Consider the following 17,487-nt stretch of genomic DNA (forward strand, 5'->3'; position numbering starts at 1 on the left):
GCTCACTCCAAATTATGTGCATAAAAAAATCCAGAGAGAAAATCCCTCTGGATGTATTGTTTAAAAACTTGTCAATCTATTTTAGGACTAGTCAATCTATAGCTTTAATAGTTATATTTTAATTGCCATCTGTTTTTCAAGAATTCACGAGTACTCTTTTCTCTGCTATTATCTCCAGGTTCGTAAAGTACAAGACCACTAATCTCATTAGGTAAGTATTCCTGTTCTACGAAGTTGCCCGAATAATCGTGTGAGTATTTGTAGTCTTCTCCATAACCTAATTCCTTCATTAATTTAGTTGGGGCATTTCTCAAGTGAATAGGAATCGATAAGTCTCCCGTTTGTTTTACTACTTGTTGTGCTTTTCCAATAGCTAAATAGGTTGAATTACTTTTAGGCGATGTAGCTAAATAAATAGCGCATTGGCTGAGTAATATTCTACTTTCAGGATAACCAATAACAGAAACAGCTTGGAATGTATTTGTAGCCATAATTAGAGCAGTAGGATTTGCATTTCCAATATCTTCAGATGCAGAAATAACAAGCCTTCTTGCAATAAACTTTACATCTTCTCCTCCTTCAATCATTCTTGCTAACCAATAAACAGCACCATTTGGATCACTTCCTCTAATTGATTTGATGAAAGCCGAGATGATATCATAATGTTGTTCGCCAGTTTTGTCATACAATACAGTGTTTTTCTGAACAACTTTCATAACCATCTCATTGTTGATTTCAATCTTGTCAGCTGTTGTTGCGTTGATAATAAGTTCAAACGTGTTTAAAAGTTTACGTCCATCACCACCCGACAATCTAAAGAGTGCTTCTGTTTCTTTAAGAGTTATTTCTTTTGATTGTAAAAATTTGTCTTTAGCAATAGCTCGAATAAGTAGTGCGTTTAAATCTTCTTTAGTAAAGGCATTAAGTGTGTAAACCTGACATCTTGAAAGTAAAGCTGGTATTACTTCAAAACTGGGATTTTCTGTTGTTGCACCAATTAAAGTTACCCATCCGCGTTCAACTGCAGCAAGTAAAGAGTCCTGTTGAGATTTGCTAAAACGATGAATTTCATCAATAAATAAGATAGGGTTTCGAGCTGTAAATAAGCCTGTGTTTTGTTTGGCTTTATCAATTACTTCACGAATATCTTTAACTCCAGCATTAATAGCACTTAACACATAGAAAGGACGTTCACTTTCTTTAGCTATAATTTCTGCTAATGTAGTTTTTCCAGTACCAGGAGGCCCCCAAAAGATAAGAGAAGGAATAAATCCCATTTTCAATTGATTGGTCAGAATACCTGTTTCTCCCACTAAATGGGATTGACTAATATAGTCTTCTAATGAATGCGGTCTGACTCTCTCTGCTAAAGGTGCTTCCATAGTATCTTTCTTAAAAACTTTATTTACAAAAATACAACGCTTTTTTAAACTTCATCGACAATCTGTTTATTATGATTAAAGCAACAGTTTTTTGTTGTGTTTAAATATGTTTAAAGGTAAAAAACTTTAAGGAAAGGAAGTACCAATTGTGTATAGCTATTTTTCTATATAGTGCAGAACGCGATGATTTATTTTTAATAAAAACAGCTGATTTTAAAGGTTTTTTTGTTCAAAAACAGGACTAATAATTGCTTTTTTAGTCAAAAAGACGTTTTTTTTCAAAGATTATAAGTCCAATAACTGAGATTATATTGCTTTTATAGAACAATATTACGTTGCTTTTTTGAGTCAGCTTATACAGATTATTTATCTGTAAGCCCTTTAAGTACGGAGATTAATGGATTTATCTTTTGCAATACACCTTATAGTTTTTATATAGGGTTGTCTAAAGGATGTCTGAGTATTGTCCGACAATGGTCCGACTTAAAGGCCCTTAACCCTTGTAAATACGGAGAATACTCAGATATGAGTCAGAGAATACTATTATTAGGTAATGTTAGCAACATAATAAAGGGAGCATTGTATGTAAATTTATTAATGGTAATTTCTTTGTTTATCAGGGATAGCGCTATTTATAAGTGTCTTAGAGGTTTGGTTTTATTTTTTTTAAAAGCTGGCTTTTACGTTGGTTAATAGATTAAATGAGAAAAAACAATTAAAGTTTCTTTTGTTATTTAATATTCACAATAGTTACTAAATTAGGAGGATGAATCAAAAGAATCCACCTTTTACAATTTCACTTTTGTTATTACCTCTTTTTGCTGTGGTAATTATATGGGGTGTTTACTGGGCTGATTGGACCTACTATTTAGAATTATATAGGTACGGTATTTATCCCCGCACTTTGAGTGGCTTGCGAGGTATTCTGTTTAGTCCTTTTATTCATGGAGGGTTAAAACATTTATATAATAATTCAGCTGCATTATTTGTATTGCTAACGTTACTTCAATACTTCTATAAAAAACAAGTATGGGCAGTAATAGGCTTTGGTATTATACTTTCGGGTATTGGTACTTGGCTAATAGCAAGAGAGAGCTTTCACATAGGGGCAAGTGGTTTGGTTTATGTTTTAGTGAGCTTTATCTTTTTTAAAGGAGTACAAACCAGATATTTTAGATTGATGGCTTTGTCTTTAGTGATAGTTGTTCTATATGGAGGTACAGTTTGGTATATGTTCCCGGAGATTGAAGAGGGGATTTCTTGGGAAGGACATTTAAGTGGTTTTATAACCGGTTTAATATTGAGTTTTGTTTTGTCTAATCCCGAAATGCCTGAAAAGTATTACAAATACGAATGGCAAAAACCAGATTATGATGAAAGTAGAGATCCATTTATGCAATGCTTTGATAAAGATGGGAACTTTATAATAATTCCCAAAGAAGTAGTTGTTGAAAGAGATTATAAAAATCCTTATCGTTCTACGCTGCCAATTATATATGATAAGCTATACCCTGTAAAGCAAAAAAAGGACTTGTTAGAAGAGTTAATGATTGCTCTCGCTAAAAATGGGAAGCATTAAATAGCAATAGGATTAAAAGAAAAAAGCGTCTTCGTTAAAAGACGCTTTTGTAATTTTTAATAACATAGTTTATCGTGGTCTCTAATATTTCTCCCATATTAGAGCAGTATTTGAATTGTTTGTCATGGCTCAAGTTGTACAAATCGAGTTTAAGATGATCTATGTTTTCAAGAGTTGAAATAGTGTCTTTTTTCATCACCTCAATAAGGTCATCAAATCGTTCTTTGTTACTCAAAACTCTTCTGACTAAAACGGAACGGACTTCTTTTCGATATTGTTCTATTGAATTGTCTTTTAGTTTGTCTAAAACCATCATGACTACCGTGCTATTCTCTTTAAAAAACTGAGGCATATAAAACTTTAAATTGCCTTCGTAATTTTGTTGATCAAAGTCAATAGGACGTATTCTATAAACTACTTGGTCAAAGTCGTGAGTAGGAATAATAACGTAATTATACGATCTCATATCACCTAATAAACCAAGTAAACATCTTTCATTGAACTTTACAAACTCTTTAGAGATTTGCGCTTTTTCTAATTCAGTACATTTTGGCAAATGGTCTTTTATAAACACATCAGCAGGAATTCCTAAGATGTGCTCTTCAATTAAAGTTTCCTTATAAACCAAAAAGTTCATTGGATAAGGCGAGAGCATCTCTTCTAATTCTAAACCATATATTCTCGAAGCATCAGCTCTTTTGATATATAGATTTGTAAAGTTGTCATTCAGAATATTTCTTACTTTAATTCTAAAGGGTTTTGAATTGCCAAACGAACAAAAGTCAATGCTGTCAATTGTTAAGAATGGCAATGTTTGTTCATCTCCGTCAGAGTGAAGTAAGGTGTATATTTTAGTTAGACTTGCTTCAATTTCTTTGTATTCGTGTTCAGGGTAATAAACTCTTAACCAAAGTGTATCATTTCCCTTCGAATCTTCTAAATTGATAAAACCACAAAAGCGCATTAAGTCATCATAGAAAATACTGGTCTTAGTAATACGACTGTATTTTTCTAAGTACGCTTCAAGTTCTTGATTAACTGGAAAATTAGGCTTCTTTTGTAGTTTAGTCTTTTTCAAATTATCTTCTTTGTCTGATAGTTTCATATAAGAAAGCACCACAAGCAACAGATACGTTTAATGAATCAATTACACTAAACATTGGTAGTTTGGCTTTCTCGTCAATAATTTTTAATACAGAAGGATTAATTCCTTTATCTTCACTACCCATAATAATAGCTAAAGGCACGTTTAGATCCACGTCGTAAATTTCCTTTTCAGCTTTTTCAGTAGCACCTAAAGTGATTACACCAGAACCTTGTAAATAAAACACAGCATCTTTAATGTGATCAACTTTACAAATAGGAATATTAAAAACTGCCCCAGCAGATGTCTTAACAGTATCTCCATTTACAGGAGCAGCACCATTTTTACCAACGATAATTCCGTCTGCACCACAACATACAGCTGTACGTATGATAGCTCCAAAGTTACGAGCATCCGATAATTGGTCTAATATAATGAATAAAGGCTTTTCTTTTTTCTCTAAAACAGATTCAACTAAAGTTTCTAAAGCAACAAATGCAATAGGAGCAATGTTAGCAATAGCACCTTGGTGATTTTTTTTAGTAAGTCTGTTTAATTTCTCAATTGGTACATATGAAAAATTAATATTGTTCTTTTTTAAGTTTTTGATAAGCTCATTCATTAGCTCACCTTGAGCATCTTTTTGAATAAATACTTTATCAATGTCTTTTCCTGCTTCTATGGCTTCGATAATTGCGCGAATACCAAATATTTGATTGTCCTGTTCCATTTTGCAAAGGTAAATATATTTTGTGTTCAACAATACAAGAAAATTTAAATGCTATCTAATTATAAAAGGAAAGAATTATTGGAATGTTTTTTGTGATTTACTTTTTTGTAAAGCCTTGTTTTTTAGAATTTTGAATTCATTTTTAGAGAGTGTAAAGGAGGAGGGTTGTTATTTTTTTTGATTTTAGGATTATTTTTCTTATATTGAATATGCAAAAAGTATTTCTATTCAAAAACTAAAAATACAGAATAAATCTAAGTAATATGGGGGTTTGAAAAACGCTCAGGATAAACACGTTCATTTTCGTATTAAAAGGAATAGGTAAAAAAAATTAATTCTATTGAAAATTAGTGTTTTGAGATTTGAATAATTAAAAAATAGTTATACATTTGCAACCCCGTATATAGTGCGGAATAATATATTGTAGAAATTATTAATAAACATTATGCCAACAATTCAACAATTAGTAAGAACAGGGAGAACCCAATTGACTAAGAAGAGTAAATCGGTTGCTTTGGATTCTTGTCCTCAAAGAAGAGGTGTTTGTACGCGTGTTTATACTACTACACCAAAAAAACCTAACTCTGCAATGCGTAAAGTTGCAAGGGTACGTTTGACAAATGGTAATGAAGTAAACGCTTACATCCCAGGAGAAGGACACAATTTACAAGAGCACTCGATAGTATTAGTTAGAGGTGGAAGGGTGAAAGACTTACCAGGTGTTAGATACCACATCGTTCGTGGAGCTTTGGATACTGCTGGAGTAAGCGGTAGAACTCAAAGAAGATCTAAATATGGTGCTAAACGCCCTAAAGACAAAAAATAATCGTATAAACGTTTAAGAAACAGACATGAGAAAAAGACAGGCTAAAAAGAGACCTCTTTTACCAGATCCAAAATTTAATGACCAGTTAGTAACTCGTTTCGTTAATAACTTGATGTGGGATGGAAAAAAGTCTACAGCGTTTAAAGTTTTCTATGATGCTTTAGAAATCGTAGAAGAAAAGAAACAAGATGAAGAAAAAACTTCATTAGATGTTTGGAAAGATGCATTAACTAACGTTATGCCACACGTAGAGGTTCGTTCTCGTCGTGTTGGTGGAGCAACATTCCAAATTCCAATGCAAATTCGTCCGGATAGAAAGATCTCTATGGCAATGAAATGGATGATTTTGTATGCGAGAAAAAGAAATGAGAAATCTATGGCTGCAAGATTAGCATCTGAAATTTTAGCTGCTGCTAAAGAAGAAGGAGCTGCTGTTAAAAAGAGAATGGATACTCATAAAATGGCTGAAGCTAATAAAGCATTCTCTCACTTTAGATTTTAATCCATACAGAAACTATATACAATGGCAAGAGATTTAAAATATACAAGAAATATTGGTATCGCTGCTCACATCGATGCTGGTAAAACAACTACTACAGAGCGTATTTTGTTCTATACAGGTAAAAACCATAAAATGGGAGAGACTCACGAAGGATCTGCTACTATGGACTGGATGGAGCAAGAGGCAGAAAGAGGTATTACAATTACTTCAGCTGCAACTACTTGTACTTGGAGTTTCCCAACGAATCAAGGGGCAAAATTGCCTGAATCAATGGAATACCACTTCAATATTATTGATACTCCAGGACACGTTGACTTTACAGTAGAGGTTAACCGTTCTTTACGTGTATTAGATGGATTAGTATTCTTATTTAGTGCTGTTGATGGTGTTGAGCCTCAATCAGAAACTAACTGGAGATTAGCTGATAATTACAAAGTACCTCGTATGGGGTTTGTAAATAAAATGGACCGTCAAGGTGCTAACTTCTTAGCTGTTTGTCAGCAAGTTAAAGATATGTTGAAATCAAACGCAGTGCCGATTGTTTTACCAATTGGTGATGAAGCAGATTTCAAAGGTATCGTTGACTTAGTTAAAAACAGAGCAATCGTATGGCATGATGAGAACCATGGTTCTACATTTGATGTTGTTGAGATTCCTGCTGACATGGTTGATGATGTTAAACAATACAGAGGTCAATTAATCGAAGAGGTTGCGGCTTATGACGAAAACCTTTTAGAAAAATATATGATGGATGAGGAATCAATTTCTGAGGACGAAATCCACGCTGCATTAAGAGCTGCAACTTTGGATATGAGTATCATTCCAATGACTTGTGGATCTTCATTCAAAAACAAAGGTGTTCAGTTTATGTTAGACGCTGTTTGTCGTTACTTACCTTCTCCAATGGATAAGGAAGGTATTGAAGGAACAGATCCTGATACTGAAGAGCCAATCGTACGTAAACCATCTGTAACAGAGCCGTTCTCTGCATTAGCGTTTAAAATTGCTACTGACCCATTCGTAGGTCGTTTAGCTTTCTTTAGAACTTATTCAGGACACTTAGATGCAGGTTCTTACGTATTGAATACTCGTTCTGGTAATAAAGAGCGTATTTCTCGTATCTACCAAATGCACGCTAACAAACAAAATCCAATCGAATATATTGAGGCTGGAGATATTGGAGCTGCTGTAGGGTTTAAAGATATCAAAACTGGAGATACTCTATGTGATGAGAAAAACCCAATCGTTTTAGAAAGTATGATTTTCCCAGATCCTGTAATTGGTATCGCTATTGAGCCAAAAACAAAAGCGGATATGGATAGAATGGGTACTGCTTTAGCTAAATTAGCTGAGGAAGATCCAACGTTTACAGTGAAAACTGACCATGCTTCTGGACAAACAGTAATTTCTGGTATGGGAGAGTTACACTTAGACGTGTTAATCGACCGTATGAAACGTGAGTTTAAAGTAGAAGTTAACCAAGGTGAACCACAAGTAGAGTACAAAGAGGCTCTTACACGTGATGCACAACACAGAGAAGTTTATAAAAAACAATCTGGTGGACGTGGTAAATTCGCTGATATCGTTTTCAAAATTGGACCTGCAGAAGACGTTGATGGTAAACCAGCAGTTGGATTACAATTCGTTAATGAGGTTAAAGGTGGTAACGTACCAAAAGAATATATTCCTTCAGTAGAAAAAGGATTTAGAGAAGCAATGAAACAAGGACCTTTAGCAGGATTCGAAATGGATTCTATGAAAGTTACTTTAACTGATGGATCTTTCCACGCAGTTGACTCTGATGCTTTATCTTTCGAATTAGCTGCTAAAATGGGATATAAAGAGTCTGCAAAAGCTGCAGGAGCTGTTATTCTTGAGCCAATCATGAAGTTAGAAGTGTTAACTCCAGAAGAAAACATGGGTGATATTGTAGGTGACTTAAACCGTCGTCGTGGACAAATCAACAGCATGGATGATAGAGCTGGTTCTAAAGTTGTTAAAGCTTCAGTTCCATTATCAGAAATGTTTGGTTATGTTACTACATTAAGAACATTATCATCAGGTAGAGCTACTTCTACAATGGAGTTCTCTCATTATGCAGAAACACCTTCTAATATTTCTGAAGGAGTTATTGCAAAAGCTAAAGGAAACGCATAATCTTAGTTAGAGAAAAATGAGTCAAAAAATCAGAATAAAATTAAAATCTTACGATCATATGTTGGTTGATAAATCAGCTGAGAAAATCGTAAAAACTGTAAAAAGTACAGGTGCAGTAGTAACAGGACCAATTCCGTTACCAACACACAAAAAAATATTTACTGTTCTTCGTTCTCCTCACGTGAACAAAAAAGCAAGAGAGCAGTTTGAATTAAGTTCTTACAAAAGATTGTTAGATATCTATTCTTCATCTTCTAAAACAATTGATGCTTTAATGAAATTAGAGTTACCAAGTGGAGTAGAAGTTGAAATCAAAGTGTGATAAATAACGCTTAGTTCGAAACAAAAATTTTATAGCTAAGTATTGAGGTAATTGCCTCAATACTTAGTTCTTTTAAATTGAAAAATAAATTTTAAATAAATATTTATGTCTGGGTTAATTGGTAAAAAAATCGGCATGACAAGTATTTTCGATGAAAACGGGAAAAACCTTCCTTGTACAGTAATCGAATTAGGTCCAAATGTCGTTACCCAAGTCAGAACCAATGAGGTTGACGGGTATGAAGCGTTACAACTTGGTTTCGATGACAAGACAGAGAAACATGCTACTAAAGCTGAGTTAGGTCACTTTAAGAAAGCTGGAACATCTGCTAAAAGAAAAGTTGTTGAAATCAAAGAATTCGAAGGTGATTACAAATTAGGTGATGTTATCACTGTTGATTTGTTCGCTGAAGGTGAATTTGTAGACGTTCAAGGTGTGTCTAAAGGAAAAGGATTCCAAGGGGTTGTTAAACGTCACGGTTTCGGTGGAGTAGGTCAAGTTACTCACGGACAAAAGAACCGTTTAAGAGCACCAGGATCTGTAGGAGCTTCTTCTTACCCATCAAGAGTATTCAAAGGAATGCGCATGGCGGGAAGAACTGGAGGAGTAAATGTAACAGTACAAAACCTTAGAGTTTTAAAAGTAGTTGCTGATAAAAATCTACTTGTTGTTAAAGGAGCTATTCCTGGACACAAAAACTCTTATGTAATCGTTCAGAAGTAATGGAAGTAAAAGTTTTAGATATCACAGGAAAAGATACTGGAAGAAAAGTTGAACTTTTAGATTCAGTATTCGGTATAGAACCAAACAATCACGCAGTATATCTTGATGTTAAACAATATTTAGCAAATCAAAGACAAGGTACTCATAAAGCTAAAGAAAGAGCTGAGATATCTGGTAGTACTCGTAAGATTAAAAAACAAAAAGGAACTGGTACAGCGAGAGCGGGAAGTATCAAGTCTCCAGTTTTCAGAGGAGGGGGAAGAATCTTCGGACCAAGACCAAGAAACTACTCTTTCAAATTAAACAAAAGTTTAAAACGTTTAGCGAGAAAATCTGCTTTCTCTATCATGATGAAAGAATCAAATTTAATCGTTGTTGAAGACTTTAATTTCGAAGCACCAAGTACTAAAAAATTCATTAACGTTTTGAATGCTTTAGGGTTGGAAAATAAAAAATCTCTATTTGTGTTGGGTGAATCAAATAATAATGTATATTTGTCATCACGCAATTTAGAGAAGTCTGCTGTTGTAACTAACTCAGAATTAAGCACTTACGCTGTTTTAAACGCAGGTAGTTTAGTGTTGACTGAAGGATCTGTAGCAGGAATTGTTGAAAATTTAAGTAAATAATAGGAAGATGAGTGTTTTAATTAAGCCTATAATTACAGAAAAAATAACTAAAGACGGCGAAATTTTCGGCCGCTTTGGTTTTGTAGTTGATAGAAAAGCTAACAAAATTGAGATTAAAAAAGCTGTTGAGGCAGCTTATGGAGTTACTGTTGTTAGTGTAAATACTATGAACTACGGTGCTGAGCGTTCTGTTAAGTACACTAAAAGTGGAATGATCAACGCTAAAACTAATGCTTATAAAAAAGCAATAGTTGAATTGAAAGAAGGAGAAAGTATAGACTTTTATTCAAATATCTAATTAATAAGTAATGTCAGTTAGAAAATTAAAACCTATTACCCCAGGTCAGCGTTTTAGAGTTGTAAATAGTTTTGACGCTATAACAACTGATAAGCCGGAGCGTAGTTTACTAGCACCGAAAAAAAAATCTGGAGGTAGAAATAGTCAAGGAAAAATGACCATGCGCTACATGGGTGGTGGTCATAAGCAAAGATACCGTGTTGTAGATTTCAAAAGAACTAAAGCAGGTATCCCAGCTACTGTTAAGACAATCGAGTATGATCCAAACAGATCAGCGTTCATTTCATTGATCGCTTATGCAGATGGAGCTAAATCATACATCATTGCTCAAAGCGGTATGAAAGTTGGACAAACTGTAGTTTCAGGACCTGATGCTTCACCAGAAGTTGGAAATGCAATGACTTTAAAAACTATTCCATTAGGAACAGTTATTTCTTGTATCGAGTTACGCCCTGGACAAGGTGCTGTTATCGCTCGTTCAGCAGGAACTTTTGCTCAATTAGTTGCTAGAGATGGTAAATACGCTACAATTAAAATGCCTTCTGGAGAGATCCGTTTGATTTTATTAGAGTGTATGGCTACTATCGGAGCTGTTTCTAATCACGATCACCAATTAATCGTTTCAGGTAAAGCTGGTAGATCAAGATGGTTAGGAAGAAGACCTAGAACTAGACCAGTAGCAATGAACCCAGTAGATCACCCAATGGGAGGTGGAGAAGGTCGTTCGTCAGGAGGACACCCACGTTCTAGAAATGGAATGCCTGCTAAAGGGTACAGAACTCGTTCTAAAGTTAAGGCGAGTAATAAGTATATCGTTGAACGTAGAAAGAAATAAAAGATTAAGACATGGCACGTTCGTTAAAAAAGGGACCTTATGTTCACTTCAAATTAGAGAAAAAGGTTCAACAAAATGTTGAAGCTGGTGGTAAAGGAGTTATCAAGACTTGGTCAAGAGCTTCTATGATTACTCCAGACTTCGTTGGACAAACTATTGCAGTACATAATGGTCGTCAATTTGTTCCTGTGTATGTTACAGAGAACATGGTAGGACATAAATTAGGTGAGTTTTCGCCAACAAGATCTTTTAGAGGTCACGCTGGTGCAAAGAATAAAGGTAAAAAATAATAAGAAGCTATGGGAGTTCGTAAAAGAGAAAGAGCAGAGCAAGTTAAAGAAGCTAATAAGCAAGTTGCTTTTGCTAAGCTAAACAATTGCCCTACTTCTCCTAGAAAAATGCGCTTAGTTGCGGATTTAGTAAGAGGTCAGAAAGTAGAAAAAGCTCTAAATATATTAAGATTCAGTTCAAAAGAAGCTTCTCGTAAATTAGAGAAATTACTTTTGTCTGCTATTGCAAACTGGCAAGCGAAAAACAGTGATTCAAACATTGAAGAAGCTGGATTGATCGTTAAAGAAATCAGAGTTGATGGTGGTATGATGTTGAAAAGACTTCGTCCAGCACCTCAAGGAAGAGCACACAGAATCAGAAAACGTTCTAATCACGTTACAATCGTATTAGGATCTAATAATAACACACAAAGCAATTAGTAAACAGTATGGGACAAAAAACTAATCCAATCGGGAATCGTCTTGGTATTATCAGAGGATGGGACTCAAACTGGTATGGTGGAAACGACTACGGTGATAAAATCGCTGAAGATCACAAAATCAGAAAGTACATCCATGCTCGTTTATCAAAAGCTAGTGTATCTAAAGTAATCATTGAGAGAACTTTGAAACTTGTAACCGTTACTATCACTACTGCTAGACCTGGTATCATTATCGGAAAAGGTGGACAAGAGGTAGACAAGTTAAAAGAAGAATTGAAAAAGATTACTGATAAGGAAGTTCAAATCAACATCTTTGAAATTAAACGTCCTGAGATTGATGGATATTTAGTGGCTGCTAGTATCGCTCGTCAAATCGAAAACAGAATTTCTTACCGTAGAGCTATCCGTATGGCTATGGCTGCAGCGATGAGAATGAATGCAGAAGGAATCAAAGTTATGATTTCTGGTCGTTTAAACGGAGCTGAAATGGCACGTTCTGAAACATTCAAAGAGGGAAGAATTCCATTATCAACTTTCAGAGCTGATATTGATTATGCACTTGCAGAAGCTCACACTACTTACGGTAGAATGGGAATCAAAGTGTGGATCATGAAAGGTGAAGTTTACGGTAAAAGAGATCTTTCTCCGTTAGCTGGTATGGATAAAAAACAATCCAAATCATCAGGGTCTCCAAAAGGTAAATCTAACCCACGCAAAAGAAAGTAATTTTTAAACTGAAGAAAAATGTTACAGCCTAAAAGAACAAAATACCGTAAGGTACAGAAAGGTAAAATGAAAGGGATTTCTCAAAGAGGGCATGAACTTTCAAATGGTATGTTTGGAATCAAATCTATGGACTCTGCATTTATTACTTCACGTCAAATCGAGGCAGCGCGTATCGCTGCTACTCGTTTTATGAAACGTGAAGGGCAGTTATGGATTAAAATTTTCCCAGACAAACCGATCACTAAGAAACCTCTCGAAGTACGTATGGGTAAAGGTAAAGGTGCAGTAGAATACTGGGTTGCTGTGGTAAAACCAGGAAGAATCATGTTCGAAGTTGGTGGAGTGCCAATTTCAGTAGCTAAAGAAGCGTTGCGTCTTGCAGCTCAAAAACTTCCTGTAAAAACTAAATTTGTAATTGCTAGAGATTTCGAAGCATAATAAAATTTTATCATGAAACAATCAGAAATAGTAAATCTATCTGTAGCTGAATTACAAGATCAACTAAACCAGTTGACTAGCACATATAACAGCTTAAAGTCTTCTCATGCAGTTTCTCCAATCGAGAATCCTCTTCAAATTAAATCAATTAGAAGAAGTATTGCAAGAGTTAAAACTGAACTAAGCAAAAGAGAGTTACAATAATTGTATTTTGCCGAAAGATGGAAAATAGAAAATTAAGAAAAGAAAGAATAGGTGTTGTTACTAGCAACAAAATGGAGAAATCTATCGTTGTAGCTGAAGTAAAAAGAGTAAAACACCCATTATATGGTAAGTTCGTGTTGAAAACGAAGAAATACGTTGCACACGACGAAACAAATGACTGCAACATTGGAGATACAGTTAAGATTATGGAGACTCGTCCAGTATCTAAATCTAAATGTTGGAGATTAGTTGAAATCATTGAAAGAGCGAAATAATTATGGTACAACAAGAATCTAGACTTAAAGTAGCAGATAACACTGGAGCAAAAGAAGTTTTGACTATCCGTGTTTTAGGAGGAACGAAACGTCGTTATGCCTCTGTAGGTGATAAAATTGTAGTTTCTATTAAAGAAGCAACTCCAAACGGAAGCGTTAAAAAAGGAGCTGTTTCAACTGCAGTAGTTGTGCGTACCAAAAAAGAAGTGAGAAGAGCTGATGGATCTTACATCAGATTCGATGATAACGCTTGTGTATTATTGAATGCTGCAGGTGAGATGAAAGGAACTCGTGTTTTTGGTCCAGTAGCAAGAGAACTTCGTGAAAGACAATTCATGAAAATTGTATCATTAGCACCTGAGGTGTTGTAATTCGTTCTAAACATGATTAAGCTAAAGATAAAAACAGGAGATACAGTACGAGTTATCGCTGGAGATCACAAAGGATCAGAAGGTAAAATCGTACGTGTATTACGTGAAAAGAACAAAGCTATTGTTGAAGGAGTTAACATGATTTCAAAACATGTTAAGCCAAGTGCTTCTAACCCTCAAGGTGGAATTGTTAAAAAAGAAGCTCCGATTCATATCTCTAACTTAGCGATCGTTGATCCTAAGACTAATGAAGTTACTAAAGTAGCTATCAAAGAAGAGAATGGAAAAAATGTAAGAGTTTCTAAAAAATCAAATCAAGTATTATAGTTATGGCTTATATACCAAGACTTAAAGAAGAATATAAAAGCAGAGTTATCTCTGCTCTTACTGAGGAATTCGGTTATAAAAACGTAATGCAAGTTCCTAAACTTGAGAAAATCGTTGTTAGCCGTGGAGTTGGTGCTGCTGTTTCTGACAAAAAATTAGTTGATTACGCTGTTGAGGAGTTAACTAAAATCACAGGACAGAAAGCAGTTGCGACAATTTCTAAGAAAGACGTTGCTTCTTTCAAATTAAGAAAAGGAATGCCAATTGGGGCAAAAGTAACGTTACGTGGAGAGAAAATGTACGAGTTTTTAGACCGTTTAGTTACTTCAGCTTTACCACGAGTTAGAGATTTTTCTGGTATTAAATCTGATGGATTTGACGGAAGAGGAAATTATAACTTAGGAGTTACTGAGCAAATCATTTTCCCTGAAATCAACATCGATAAAGTAAACAAAATCGCTGGTTTTGATATCACTTTCGTTACATCTGCTAATACAGATAAAGAAGCGAAATCTTTACTTGCTGAATTAGGATTACCTTTTAAAAAGAATTAAGTATGGCTAAAGAATCAATGAAAGCCCGTGAGGTTAAAAGACAGGCATTAGTAGATAAATATGCTGCTAAAAGAAAAGCTCTTTTAGAGGCAGGTGACTACGAAGGATTACAACTGTTACCTAAAAATGCTTCACCAGTACGTTTACACAACAGATGTAAATTGACAGGTAGACCAAGAGGGTATATGCGTCAATTCGGTATTTCTCGTGTTACTTTCCGTGAGATGGCAAACAATGGGTTAATACCTGGTGTTAAAAAGGCAAGTTGGTAATTAAGATTTAAAGGTAAAAACAATGTATACAGATCCAATAGCAGATTTCCTTACAAGAGTTAGAAACGCTGTTAGAGCAAACCACAAAGTGGTTGAAATCCCAGCATCTAATTTCAAAAAAGAAATCACAAAAATTTTATTCGATCAAGGATATATCTTAAGCTATAAATTTGATGACAGTACAGTTCAAGGTACAATCAAAATAGCTCTTAAATATGATAAAGACACGAAAGAGTCTGTAATTAGAGATATCCAAAGAATTAGTAAACCAGGTTTGCGTAAATACGCTTCTGCAACAGACCTTCCAAGAATCTTAAATGGTTTAGGAATCGCTATCGTGTCAACTTCAAGAGGATTGATGACAGGAAAACAAGCGAAACAATTAAACGTTGGTGGAGAAGTAGTTTGTTACGTATACTAATTTAAAAAGACTAAGAGATGTCAAGAATAGGAAAAAGTCCAATAGCAATTCCTGCTGGTGTAACTGTAACAGTTAACGAAGGAGAAGTTGTTGTAAAAGGTAAATTAGGAGAACTTACTCAGGAATTTAATACAGTTAGTGTTAAAGTTGAAGAAAATCAAGTTATTGTTGAGCGTTCTTCTGATGCAAAAGAAGAAAGAGCTAAACACGGATTATACCGTAGTTTAATTAATAACATGATCACTGGTGTTTCTGAAGGATTTACTATCAGTTTAGAATTGGTTGGGGTAGGATATCGTGCTTCTAATCAAGGACAAAAATTAGATTTAGCTTTAGGATTCTCTCACAATATTGTGTTGAATGTTGCGCCAGAAGTTAGTGTGGAGACTATATCTGAAAAAGGTAAAAACCCTATCATTAAATTAACTTCATTTGACAAACAATTAGTTGGTCAAGTTGCAGCTAAAATCCGTTCATACCGTAAACCAGAACCTTACAAAGGTAAAGGTATCAAGTTTGTGGGTGAAGAGTTAAGAAGAAAAGCAGGTAAATCAGCTTAAAAATTAAGACTATGTCATTAACAAAATCTGAGAGAAGACAACGTATAAAATTCAGAATCAGAAAGACAGTTAGCGGTACTCCTGCTCAACCAAGACTTTCTGTTTTCAGAAGTAATAAAGAAATCTATGCACAAGTTATAGATGACGTGAATGGAGTAACTCTAGCTGCAGCATCTTCAAGAGAAGCAGGTATAACAAGAGGAACCAATATTGAAACTGCTGCATCGGTTGGGAAACTAATTGCAGAGAAGGCTTTAAAAGCTGGGGTTGAAACTGTATCTTTTGATAGAGGCGGTTATTTATACCACGGACGTGTTAAATCATTAGCAGAAGGAGCTAGAGAAGCTGGATTAAAATTCTAATTAGTTATGTATCAAAATTATAAAAACGTAGAATTTGTAAAACCAACTGGTCTTGATTTAAAAGATCGTTTGGTTAGTGTAAATCGTGTTACCAAAGTAACTAAAGGGGGAAGAGCTTTTGGATTCTCAGCTGTAGTTGTTGTAGGTGATGAAAACGGTGTAGTGGGTCATGGTTTGGGTAAATCAAAAGACGTTTCTGAAGCAATCGCTAAAGCAGTAGAGGATGCTAAGAAAAATCTAGTTAGAATTCCTTTAAACGGACATACTATTCCTCACGAACAAAAAGGAAAATTTAGTGGAGCTAGAGTTCTATTGATGCCTGCATCTTTAGGTACTGGAGTTATCGCTGGAGGTTCTGTAAGATCGGTTGTGGAATCTGTAGGAATCACGGATTTATTATCTAAATCTCAAGGTTCTTCTAACCCACATAACGTGGTGAAAGCTACTTTCGATGCTTTATTACGCCTAAGAAGTGCTTCTACAGTTGCAAAACAAAGAGGAATTTCTTTAGAAAAAGTATTTAAAGGTTAATTTGAAAGAATTATGTCAAAGATTAAAGTAAAACAAGTAAGAAGCCAAATTAATTGTCCTCTTAATCAAAAGAGAACATTAGAGGCTTTAGGACTTCGTAAAATGGGACAGGTAGTAGAACATGAGTCTACATCTGCTATTTTAGGAATGGTAAATAAAGTTCAACACTTAGTTTCTGTAGAAGAAATTAAATAATATTGTAAAGTATGAATTTAAGTAATTTACAACCAGCTAACGGTTCAGTACACAACCAAAACAAACGTGTTGGTCGTGGTGAAGGTTCTGGAAAAGGAGGAACTTCTACAAAAGGACATAAAGGAGCTAAATCACGTTCAGGATATTCTAAAAAGATCGGATTTGAAGGAGGGCAAATGCCACTTCAAAGACGTGTTCCTAAATTTGGTTTCAAAAATATCAATAGAGTAGAGTATGATGTTATTAACTTAGAGAAATTACAGTCTTTAGTTGATAGCGGAGTAATTACAGATACTGTTGATTTTGCTCTTTTAGTTGAGTTAGGATTAACTTCTAAGAATAGTTTGGTTAAGGTTTTAGGGCGTGGAGAAATCAAAGCAAAATTGAAAGTTTCTGCACACAAGTTTTCAGCATCTGCTATTGAAGCAATCGAGGCAGCTGGAGGAGAAATTGTAAAGTTATAAAATCTTAA

Annotated in this window: 28 protein-coding genes; 25 read left to right on the plus strand and 3 right to left on the minus strand. The window is 34.8% G+C overall.

The features are described 5' to 3' along the window. Positions 1-104: 104 nt before the first annotated feature. Positions 105-1,382: a replication-associated recombination protein A gene (locus BLT46_RS11185; protein ID WP_090410207.1), complete on the minus strand. Its 1,278-nt coding sequence runs from the start codon at positions 1,380-1,382 to the stop codon at positions 105-107. 766 nt (positions 1,383-2,148) lie between these two features. Here BLT46_RS11185 and BLT46_RS11190 point away from each other — a divergent pair. After that, the gene (locus BLT46_RS11190; protein WP_090410208.1) at positions 2,149-2,961 is read left to right on the plus strand and encodes a rhomboid family intramembrane serine protease; all 813 of its coding nucleotides are present in this window, start codon (positions 2,149-2,151) and stop codon (positions 2,959-2,961) included. A gap of 34 nt (positions 2,962-2,995) precedes the next feature. Here BLT46_RS11190 and BLT46_RS11195 read toward each other — a convergent pair whose 3' ends face one another. Further along, a complete protein-coding gene (locus BLT46_RS11195; protein ID WP_090410247.1) occupies positions 2,996-4,039 on the minus strand; it encodes a hypothetical protein in 1,044 nt (347 codons plus the stop codon). 1 nt (position 4,040) lies between these two features. After that, the gene (rlmB, locus tag BLT46_RS11200) at positions 4,041-4,775 is read right to left on the minus strand and encodes a 23S rRNA (guanosine(2251)-2'-O)-methyltransferase RlmB (RefSeq protein ID WP_090410209.1); all 735 of its coding nucleotides are present in this window, start codon (positions 4,773-4,775) and stop codon (positions 4,041-4,043) included. 445 nt (positions 4,776-5,220) lie between these two features. On the opposite strand from rlmB, the gene rpsL reads away from it, so the two are divergent. The 24 genes from rpsL to rplO all read left to right on the plus strand — a co-directional run bounded on the left by rpsL (position 5,221) and on the right by rplO (position 17,479). Next, a complete protein-coding gene (rpsL, locus tag BLT46_RS11205; protein WP_090410210.1) occupies positions 5,221-5,601 on the plus strand; it encodes a 30S ribosomal protein S12 in 381 nt (126 codons plus the stop codon). 25 nt (positions 5,602-5,626) lie between these two features. Continuing rightward, positions 5,627-6,103, plus strand: a complete 477-nt coding sequence (gene rpsG, locus BLT46_RS11210; protein ID WP_090410211.1) for a 30S ribosomal protein S7 — start codon at positions 5,627-5,629, stop codon at positions 6,101-6,103. A 21-nt stretch (positions 6,104-6,124) separates the two neighbouring features. Next, positions 6,125-8,260 carry an elongation factor G gene (fusA, locus tag BLT46_RS11215; RefSeq protein WP_090410212.1) on the plus strand — a complete coding sequence of 712 codons (2,136 nt, stop codon included), beginning with the start codon at positions 6,125-6,127 and terminating at the stop codon, positions 8,258-8,260. Between the two features lie 16 nt (positions 8,261-8,276). Beyond that, entirely contained in the window at positions 8,277-8,582 is a 306-nt protein-coding gene (gene rpsJ / locus BLT46_RS11220) for a 30S ribosomal protein S10 (protein WP_006259497.1), read from the plus strand. Positions 8,583-8,687: 105 nt separating this feature from the next. Continuing rightward, entirely contained in the window at positions 8,688-9,305 is a 618-nt protein-coding gene (rplC, locus tag BLT46_RS11225) for a 50S ribosomal protein L3 (RefSeq protein ID WP_090410213.1), read from the plus strand. Further along, positions 9,305-9,934, plus strand: a complete 630-nt coding sequence (gene rplD / locus BLT46_RS11230) for a 50S ribosomal protein L4 (protein WP_090410214.1) — start codon at positions 9,305-9,307, stop codon at positions 9,932-9,934. Before rplC ends, rplD begins: the two co-directional genes overlap by 1 nt. 7 nt (positions 9,935-9,941) lie before the next feature. Then, positions 9,942-10,232: a 50S ribosomal protein L23 gene (rplW, locus tag BLT46_RS11235; RefSeq protein WP_090410215.1), complete on the plus strand. Its 291-nt coding sequence runs from the start codon at positions 9,942-9,944 to the stop codon at positions 10,230-10,232. 10 nt (positions 10,233-10,242) lie between these two features. Next, on the plus strand, positions 10,243-11,067 hold the full coding sequence (rplB, locus tag BLT46_RS11240) for a 50S ribosomal protein L2 (RefSeq protein WP_090410216.1): 825 nt from the start codon (positions 10,243-10,245) through the stop codon (positions 11,065-11,067). A gap of 11 nt (positions 11,068-11,078) precedes the next feature. Next, the gene (gene rpsS / locus BLT46_RS11245) at positions 11,079-11,357 is read left to right on the plus strand and encodes a 30S ribosomal protein S19 (protein WP_090410217.1); all 279 of its coding nucleotides are present in this window, start codon (positions 11,079-11,081) and stop codon (positions 11,355-11,357) included. Positions 11,358-11,366: 9 nt separating this feature from the next. Next, the gene (gene rplV / locus BLT46_RS11250) at positions 11,367-11,777 is read left to right on the plus strand and encodes a 50S ribosomal protein L22 (protein WP_090410218.1); all 411 of its coding nucleotides are present in this window, start codon (positions 11,367-11,369) and stop codon (positions 11,775-11,777) included. Between the two features lie 8 nt (positions 11,778-11,785). Continuing rightward, positions 11,786-12,505 carry a 30S ribosomal protein S3 gene (gene rpsC / locus BLT46_RS11255; RefSeq protein ID WP_090410219.1) on the plus strand — a complete coding sequence of 240 codons (720 nt, stop codon included), beginning with the start codon at positions 11,786-11,788 and terminating at the stop codon, positions 12,503-12,505. An 18-nt stretch (positions 12,506-12,523) separates the two neighbouring features. Further along, a complete protein-coding gene (rplP, locus tag BLT46_RS11260; RefSeq protein WP_090410220.1) occupies positions 12,524-12,943 on the plus strand; it encodes a 50S ribosomal protein L16 in 420 nt (139 codons plus the stop codon). Positions 12,944-12,955: 12 nt separating this feature from the next. Continuing rightward, positions 12,956-13,147: a 50S ribosomal protein L29 gene (rpmC, locus tag BLT46_RS11265; RefSeq protein WP_090410221.1), complete on the plus strand. Its 192-nt coding sequence runs from the start codon at positions 12,956-12,958 to the stop codon at positions 13,145-13,147. A gap of 17 nt (positions 13,148-13,164) precedes the next feature. Continuing rightward, on the plus strand, positions 13,165-13,422 hold the full coding sequence (gene rpsQ / locus BLT46_RS11270) for a 30S ribosomal protein S17 (protein ID WP_090410222.1): 258 nt from the start codon (positions 13,165-13,167) through the stop codon (positions 13,420-13,422). Positions 13,423-13,424: 2 nt separating this feature from the next. Next, positions 13,425-13,793, plus strand: coding sequence for a 50S ribosomal protein L14 (rplN, locus tag BLT46_RS11275; protein ID WP_090410223.1), 369 nt, complete (start codon positions 13,425-13,427; stop codon positions 13,791-13,793). A 12-nt stretch (positions 13,794-13,805) separates the two neighbouring features. Further along, complete coding sequence (rplX, locus tag BLT46_RS11280) at positions 13,806-14,120, plus strand: 50S ribosomal protein L24 (RefSeq protein WP_090410224.1); 315 nt, start codon at positions 13,806-13,808, stop codon at positions 14,118-14,120. Between the two features lie 2 nt (positions 14,121-14,122). Then, positions 14,123-14,674, plus strand: a complete 552-nt coding sequence (gene rplE / locus BLT46_RS11285; protein WP_090410225.1) for a 50S ribosomal protein L5 — start codon at positions 14,123-14,125, stop codon at positions 14,672-14,674. A 2-nt stretch (positions 14,675-14,676) separates the two neighbouring features. Next, complete coding sequence (gene rpsN, locus BLT46_RS11290; RefSeq protein ID WP_090410226.1) at positions 14,677-14,946, plus strand: 30S ribosomal protein S14; 270 nt, start codon at positions 14,677-14,679, stop codon at positions 14,944-14,946. A gap of 22 nt (positions 14,947-14,968) precedes the next feature. After that, positions 14,969-15,367, plus strand: coding sequence for a 30S ribosomal protein S8 (gene rpsH / locus BLT46_RS11295; RefSeq protein ID WP_090410227.1), 399 nt, complete (start codon positions 14,969-14,971; stop codon positions 15,365-15,367). Positions 15,368-15,384: 17 nt separating this feature from the next. Then, positions 15,385-15,927: a 50S ribosomal protein L6 gene (rplF, locus tag BLT46_RS11300; RefSeq protein WP_090410228.1), complete on the plus strand. Its 543-nt coding sequence runs from the start codon at positions 15,385-15,387 to the stop codon at positions 15,925-15,927. Between the two features lie 11 nt (positions 15,928-15,938). Beyond that, entirely contained in the window at positions 15,939-16,289 is a 351-nt protein-coding gene (gene rplR, locus BLT46_RS11305; RefSeq protein WP_090410229.1) for a 50S ribosomal protein L18, read from the plus strand. Between the two features lie 6 nt (positions 16,290-16,295). Then, positions 16,296-16,820 (plus strand): 30S ribosomal protein S5, encoded by a 525-nt coding sequence (gene rpsE / locus BLT46_RS11310; RefSeq protein WP_090410230.1) that lies wholly within the window; start codon positions 16,296-16,298, stop codon positions 16,818-16,820. A 12-nt stretch (positions 16,821-16,832) separates the two neighbouring features. Next, a complete protein-coding gene (gene rpmD / locus BLT46_RS11315; RefSeq protein WP_090410231.1) occupies positions 16,833-17,015 on the plus strand; it encodes a 50S ribosomal protein L30 in 183 nt (60 codons plus the stop codon). Between the two features lie 11 nt (positions 17,016-17,026). Next, complete coding sequence (rplO, locus tag BLT46_RS11320) at positions 17,027-17,479, plus strand: 50S ribosomal protein L15 (protein WP_090410232.1); 453 nt, start codon at positions 17,027-17,029, stop codon at positions 17,477-17,479. Positions 17,480-17,487: the final 8 nt, after the last annotated feature.

This window comes from Myroides phaeus (genome assembly GCF_900099675.1).
Lineage (GTDB): Bacteria > Bacteroidota > Bacteroidia > Flavobacteriales > Flavobacteriaceae > Flavobacterium > Flavobacterium phaeum.

What these genes read in the sequence shown, in the direction of transcription:
- rplR (WP_090410229.1), top strand. Translation starts at nt 15,939, where the DNA reads ATGTCATTAACAAAATCTGAGAGAAGACAACGTATAAAATTCAGAATC.
- BLT46_RS11185 (WP_090410207.1), bottom strand. Translation starts at nt 1,382, where the DNA reads ATGGAAGCACCTTTAGCAGAGAGAGTCAGACCGCATTCATTAGAAGAC.
- rpsG (WP_090410211.1), top strand. Translation starts at nt 5,627, where the DNA reads ATGAGAAAAAGACAGGCTAAAAAGAGACCTCTTTTACCAGATCCAAAA.
- rplW (WP_090410215.1), top strand. Translation starts at nt 9,942, where the DNA reads ATGAGTGTTTTAATTAAGCCTATAATTACAGAAAAAATAACTAAAGAC.
- rplB (WP_090410216.1), top strand. Translation starts at nt 10,243, where the DNA reads ATGTCAGTTAGAAAATTAAAACCTATTACCCCAGGTCAGCGTTTTAGA.
- rplP (WP_090410220.1), top strand. Translation starts at nt 12,524, where the DNA reads ATGTTACAGCCTAAAAGAACAAAATACCGTAAGGTACAGAAAGGTAAA.
- rpsN (WP_090410226.1), top strand. Translation starts at nt 14,677, where the DNA reads ATGGCTAAAGAATCAATGAAAGCCCGTGAGGTTAAAAGACAGGCATTA.
- rplV (WP_090410218.1), top strand. Translation starts at nt 11,367, where the DNA reads ATGGGAGTTCGTAAAAGAGAAAGAGCAGAGCAAGTTAAAGAAGCTAAT.
- rpmD (WP_090410231.1), top strand. Translation starts at nt 16,833, where the DNA reads ATGTCAAAGATTAAAGTAAAACAAGTAAGAAGCCAAATTAATTGTCCT.
- rpsS (WP_090410217.1), top strand. Translation starts at nt 11,079, where the DNA reads ATGGCACGTTCGTTAAAAAAGGGACCTTATGTTCACTTCAAATTAGAG.
- rplX (WP_090410224.1), top strand. Translation starts at nt 13,806, where the DNA reads ATGATTAAGCTAAAGATAAAAACAGGAGATACAGTACGAGTTATCGCT.
- rpmC (WP_090410221.1), top strand. Translation starts at nt 12,956, where the DNA reads ATGAAACAATCAGAAATAGTAAATCTATCTGTAGCTGAATTACAAGAT.
- rplE (WP_090410225.1), top strand. Translation starts at nt 14,123, where the DNA reads ATGGCTTATATACCAAGACTTAAAGAAGAATATAAAAGCAGAGTTATC.
- rpsH (WP_090410227.1), top strand. Translation starts at nt 14,969, where the DNA reads ATGTATACAGATCCAATAGCAGATTTCCTTACAAGAGTTAGAAACGCT.
- rpsJ (WP_006259497.1), top strand. Translation starts at nt 8,277, where the DNA reads ATGAGTCAAAAAATCAGAATAAAATTAAAATCTTACGATCATATGTTG.
- rlmB (WP_090410209.1), bottom strand. Translation starts at nt 4,775, where the DNA reads ATGGAACAGGACAATCAAATATTTGGTATTCGCGCAATTATCGAAGCC.
- rpsE (WP_090410230.1), top strand. Translation starts at nt 16,296, where the DNA reads ATGTATCAAAATTATAAAAACGTAGAATTTGTAAAACCAACTGGTCTT.
- rpsQ (WP_090410222.1), top strand. Translation starts at nt 13,165, where the DNA reads ATGGAAAATAGAAAATTAAGAAAAGAAAGAATAGGTGTTGTTACTAGC.
- rpsL (WP_090410210.1), top strand. Translation starts at nt 5,221, where the DNA reads ATGCCAACAATTCAACAATTAGTAAGAACAGGGAGAACCCAATTGACT.
- rplC (WP_090410213.1), top strand. Translation starts at nt 8,688, where the DNA reads ATGTCTGGGTTAATTGGTAAAAAAATCGGCATGACAAGTATTTTCGAT.
- rplF (WP_090410228.1), top strand. Translation starts at nt 15,385, where the DNA reads ATGTCAAGAATAGGAAAAAGTCCAATAGCAATTCCTGCTGGTGTAACT.
- rpsC (WP_090410219.1), top strand. Translation starts at nt 11,786, where the DNA reads ATGGGACAAAAAACTAATCCAATCGGGAATCGTCTTGGTATTATCAGA.
- rplD (WP_090410214.1), top strand. Translation starts at nt 9,305, where the DNA reads ATGGAAGTAAAAGTTTTAGATATCACAGGAAAAGATACTGGAAGAAAA.
- rplO (WP_090410232.1), top strand. Translation starts at nt 17,027, where the DNA reads ATGAATTTAAGTAATTTACAACCAGCTAACGGTTCAGTACACAACCAA.
- fusA (WP_090410212.1), top strand. Translation starts at nt 6,125, where the DNA reads ATGGCAAGAGATTTAAAATATACAAGAAATATTGGTATCGCTGCTCAC.
- BLT46_RS11190 (WP_090410208.1), top strand. Translation starts at nt 2,149, where the DNA reads ATGAATCAAAAGAATCCACCTTTTACAATTTCACTTTTGTTATTACCT.
- rplN (WP_090410223.1), top strand. Translation starts at nt 13,425, where the DNA reads ATGGTACAACAAGAATCTAGACTTAAAGTAGCAGATAACACTGGAGCA.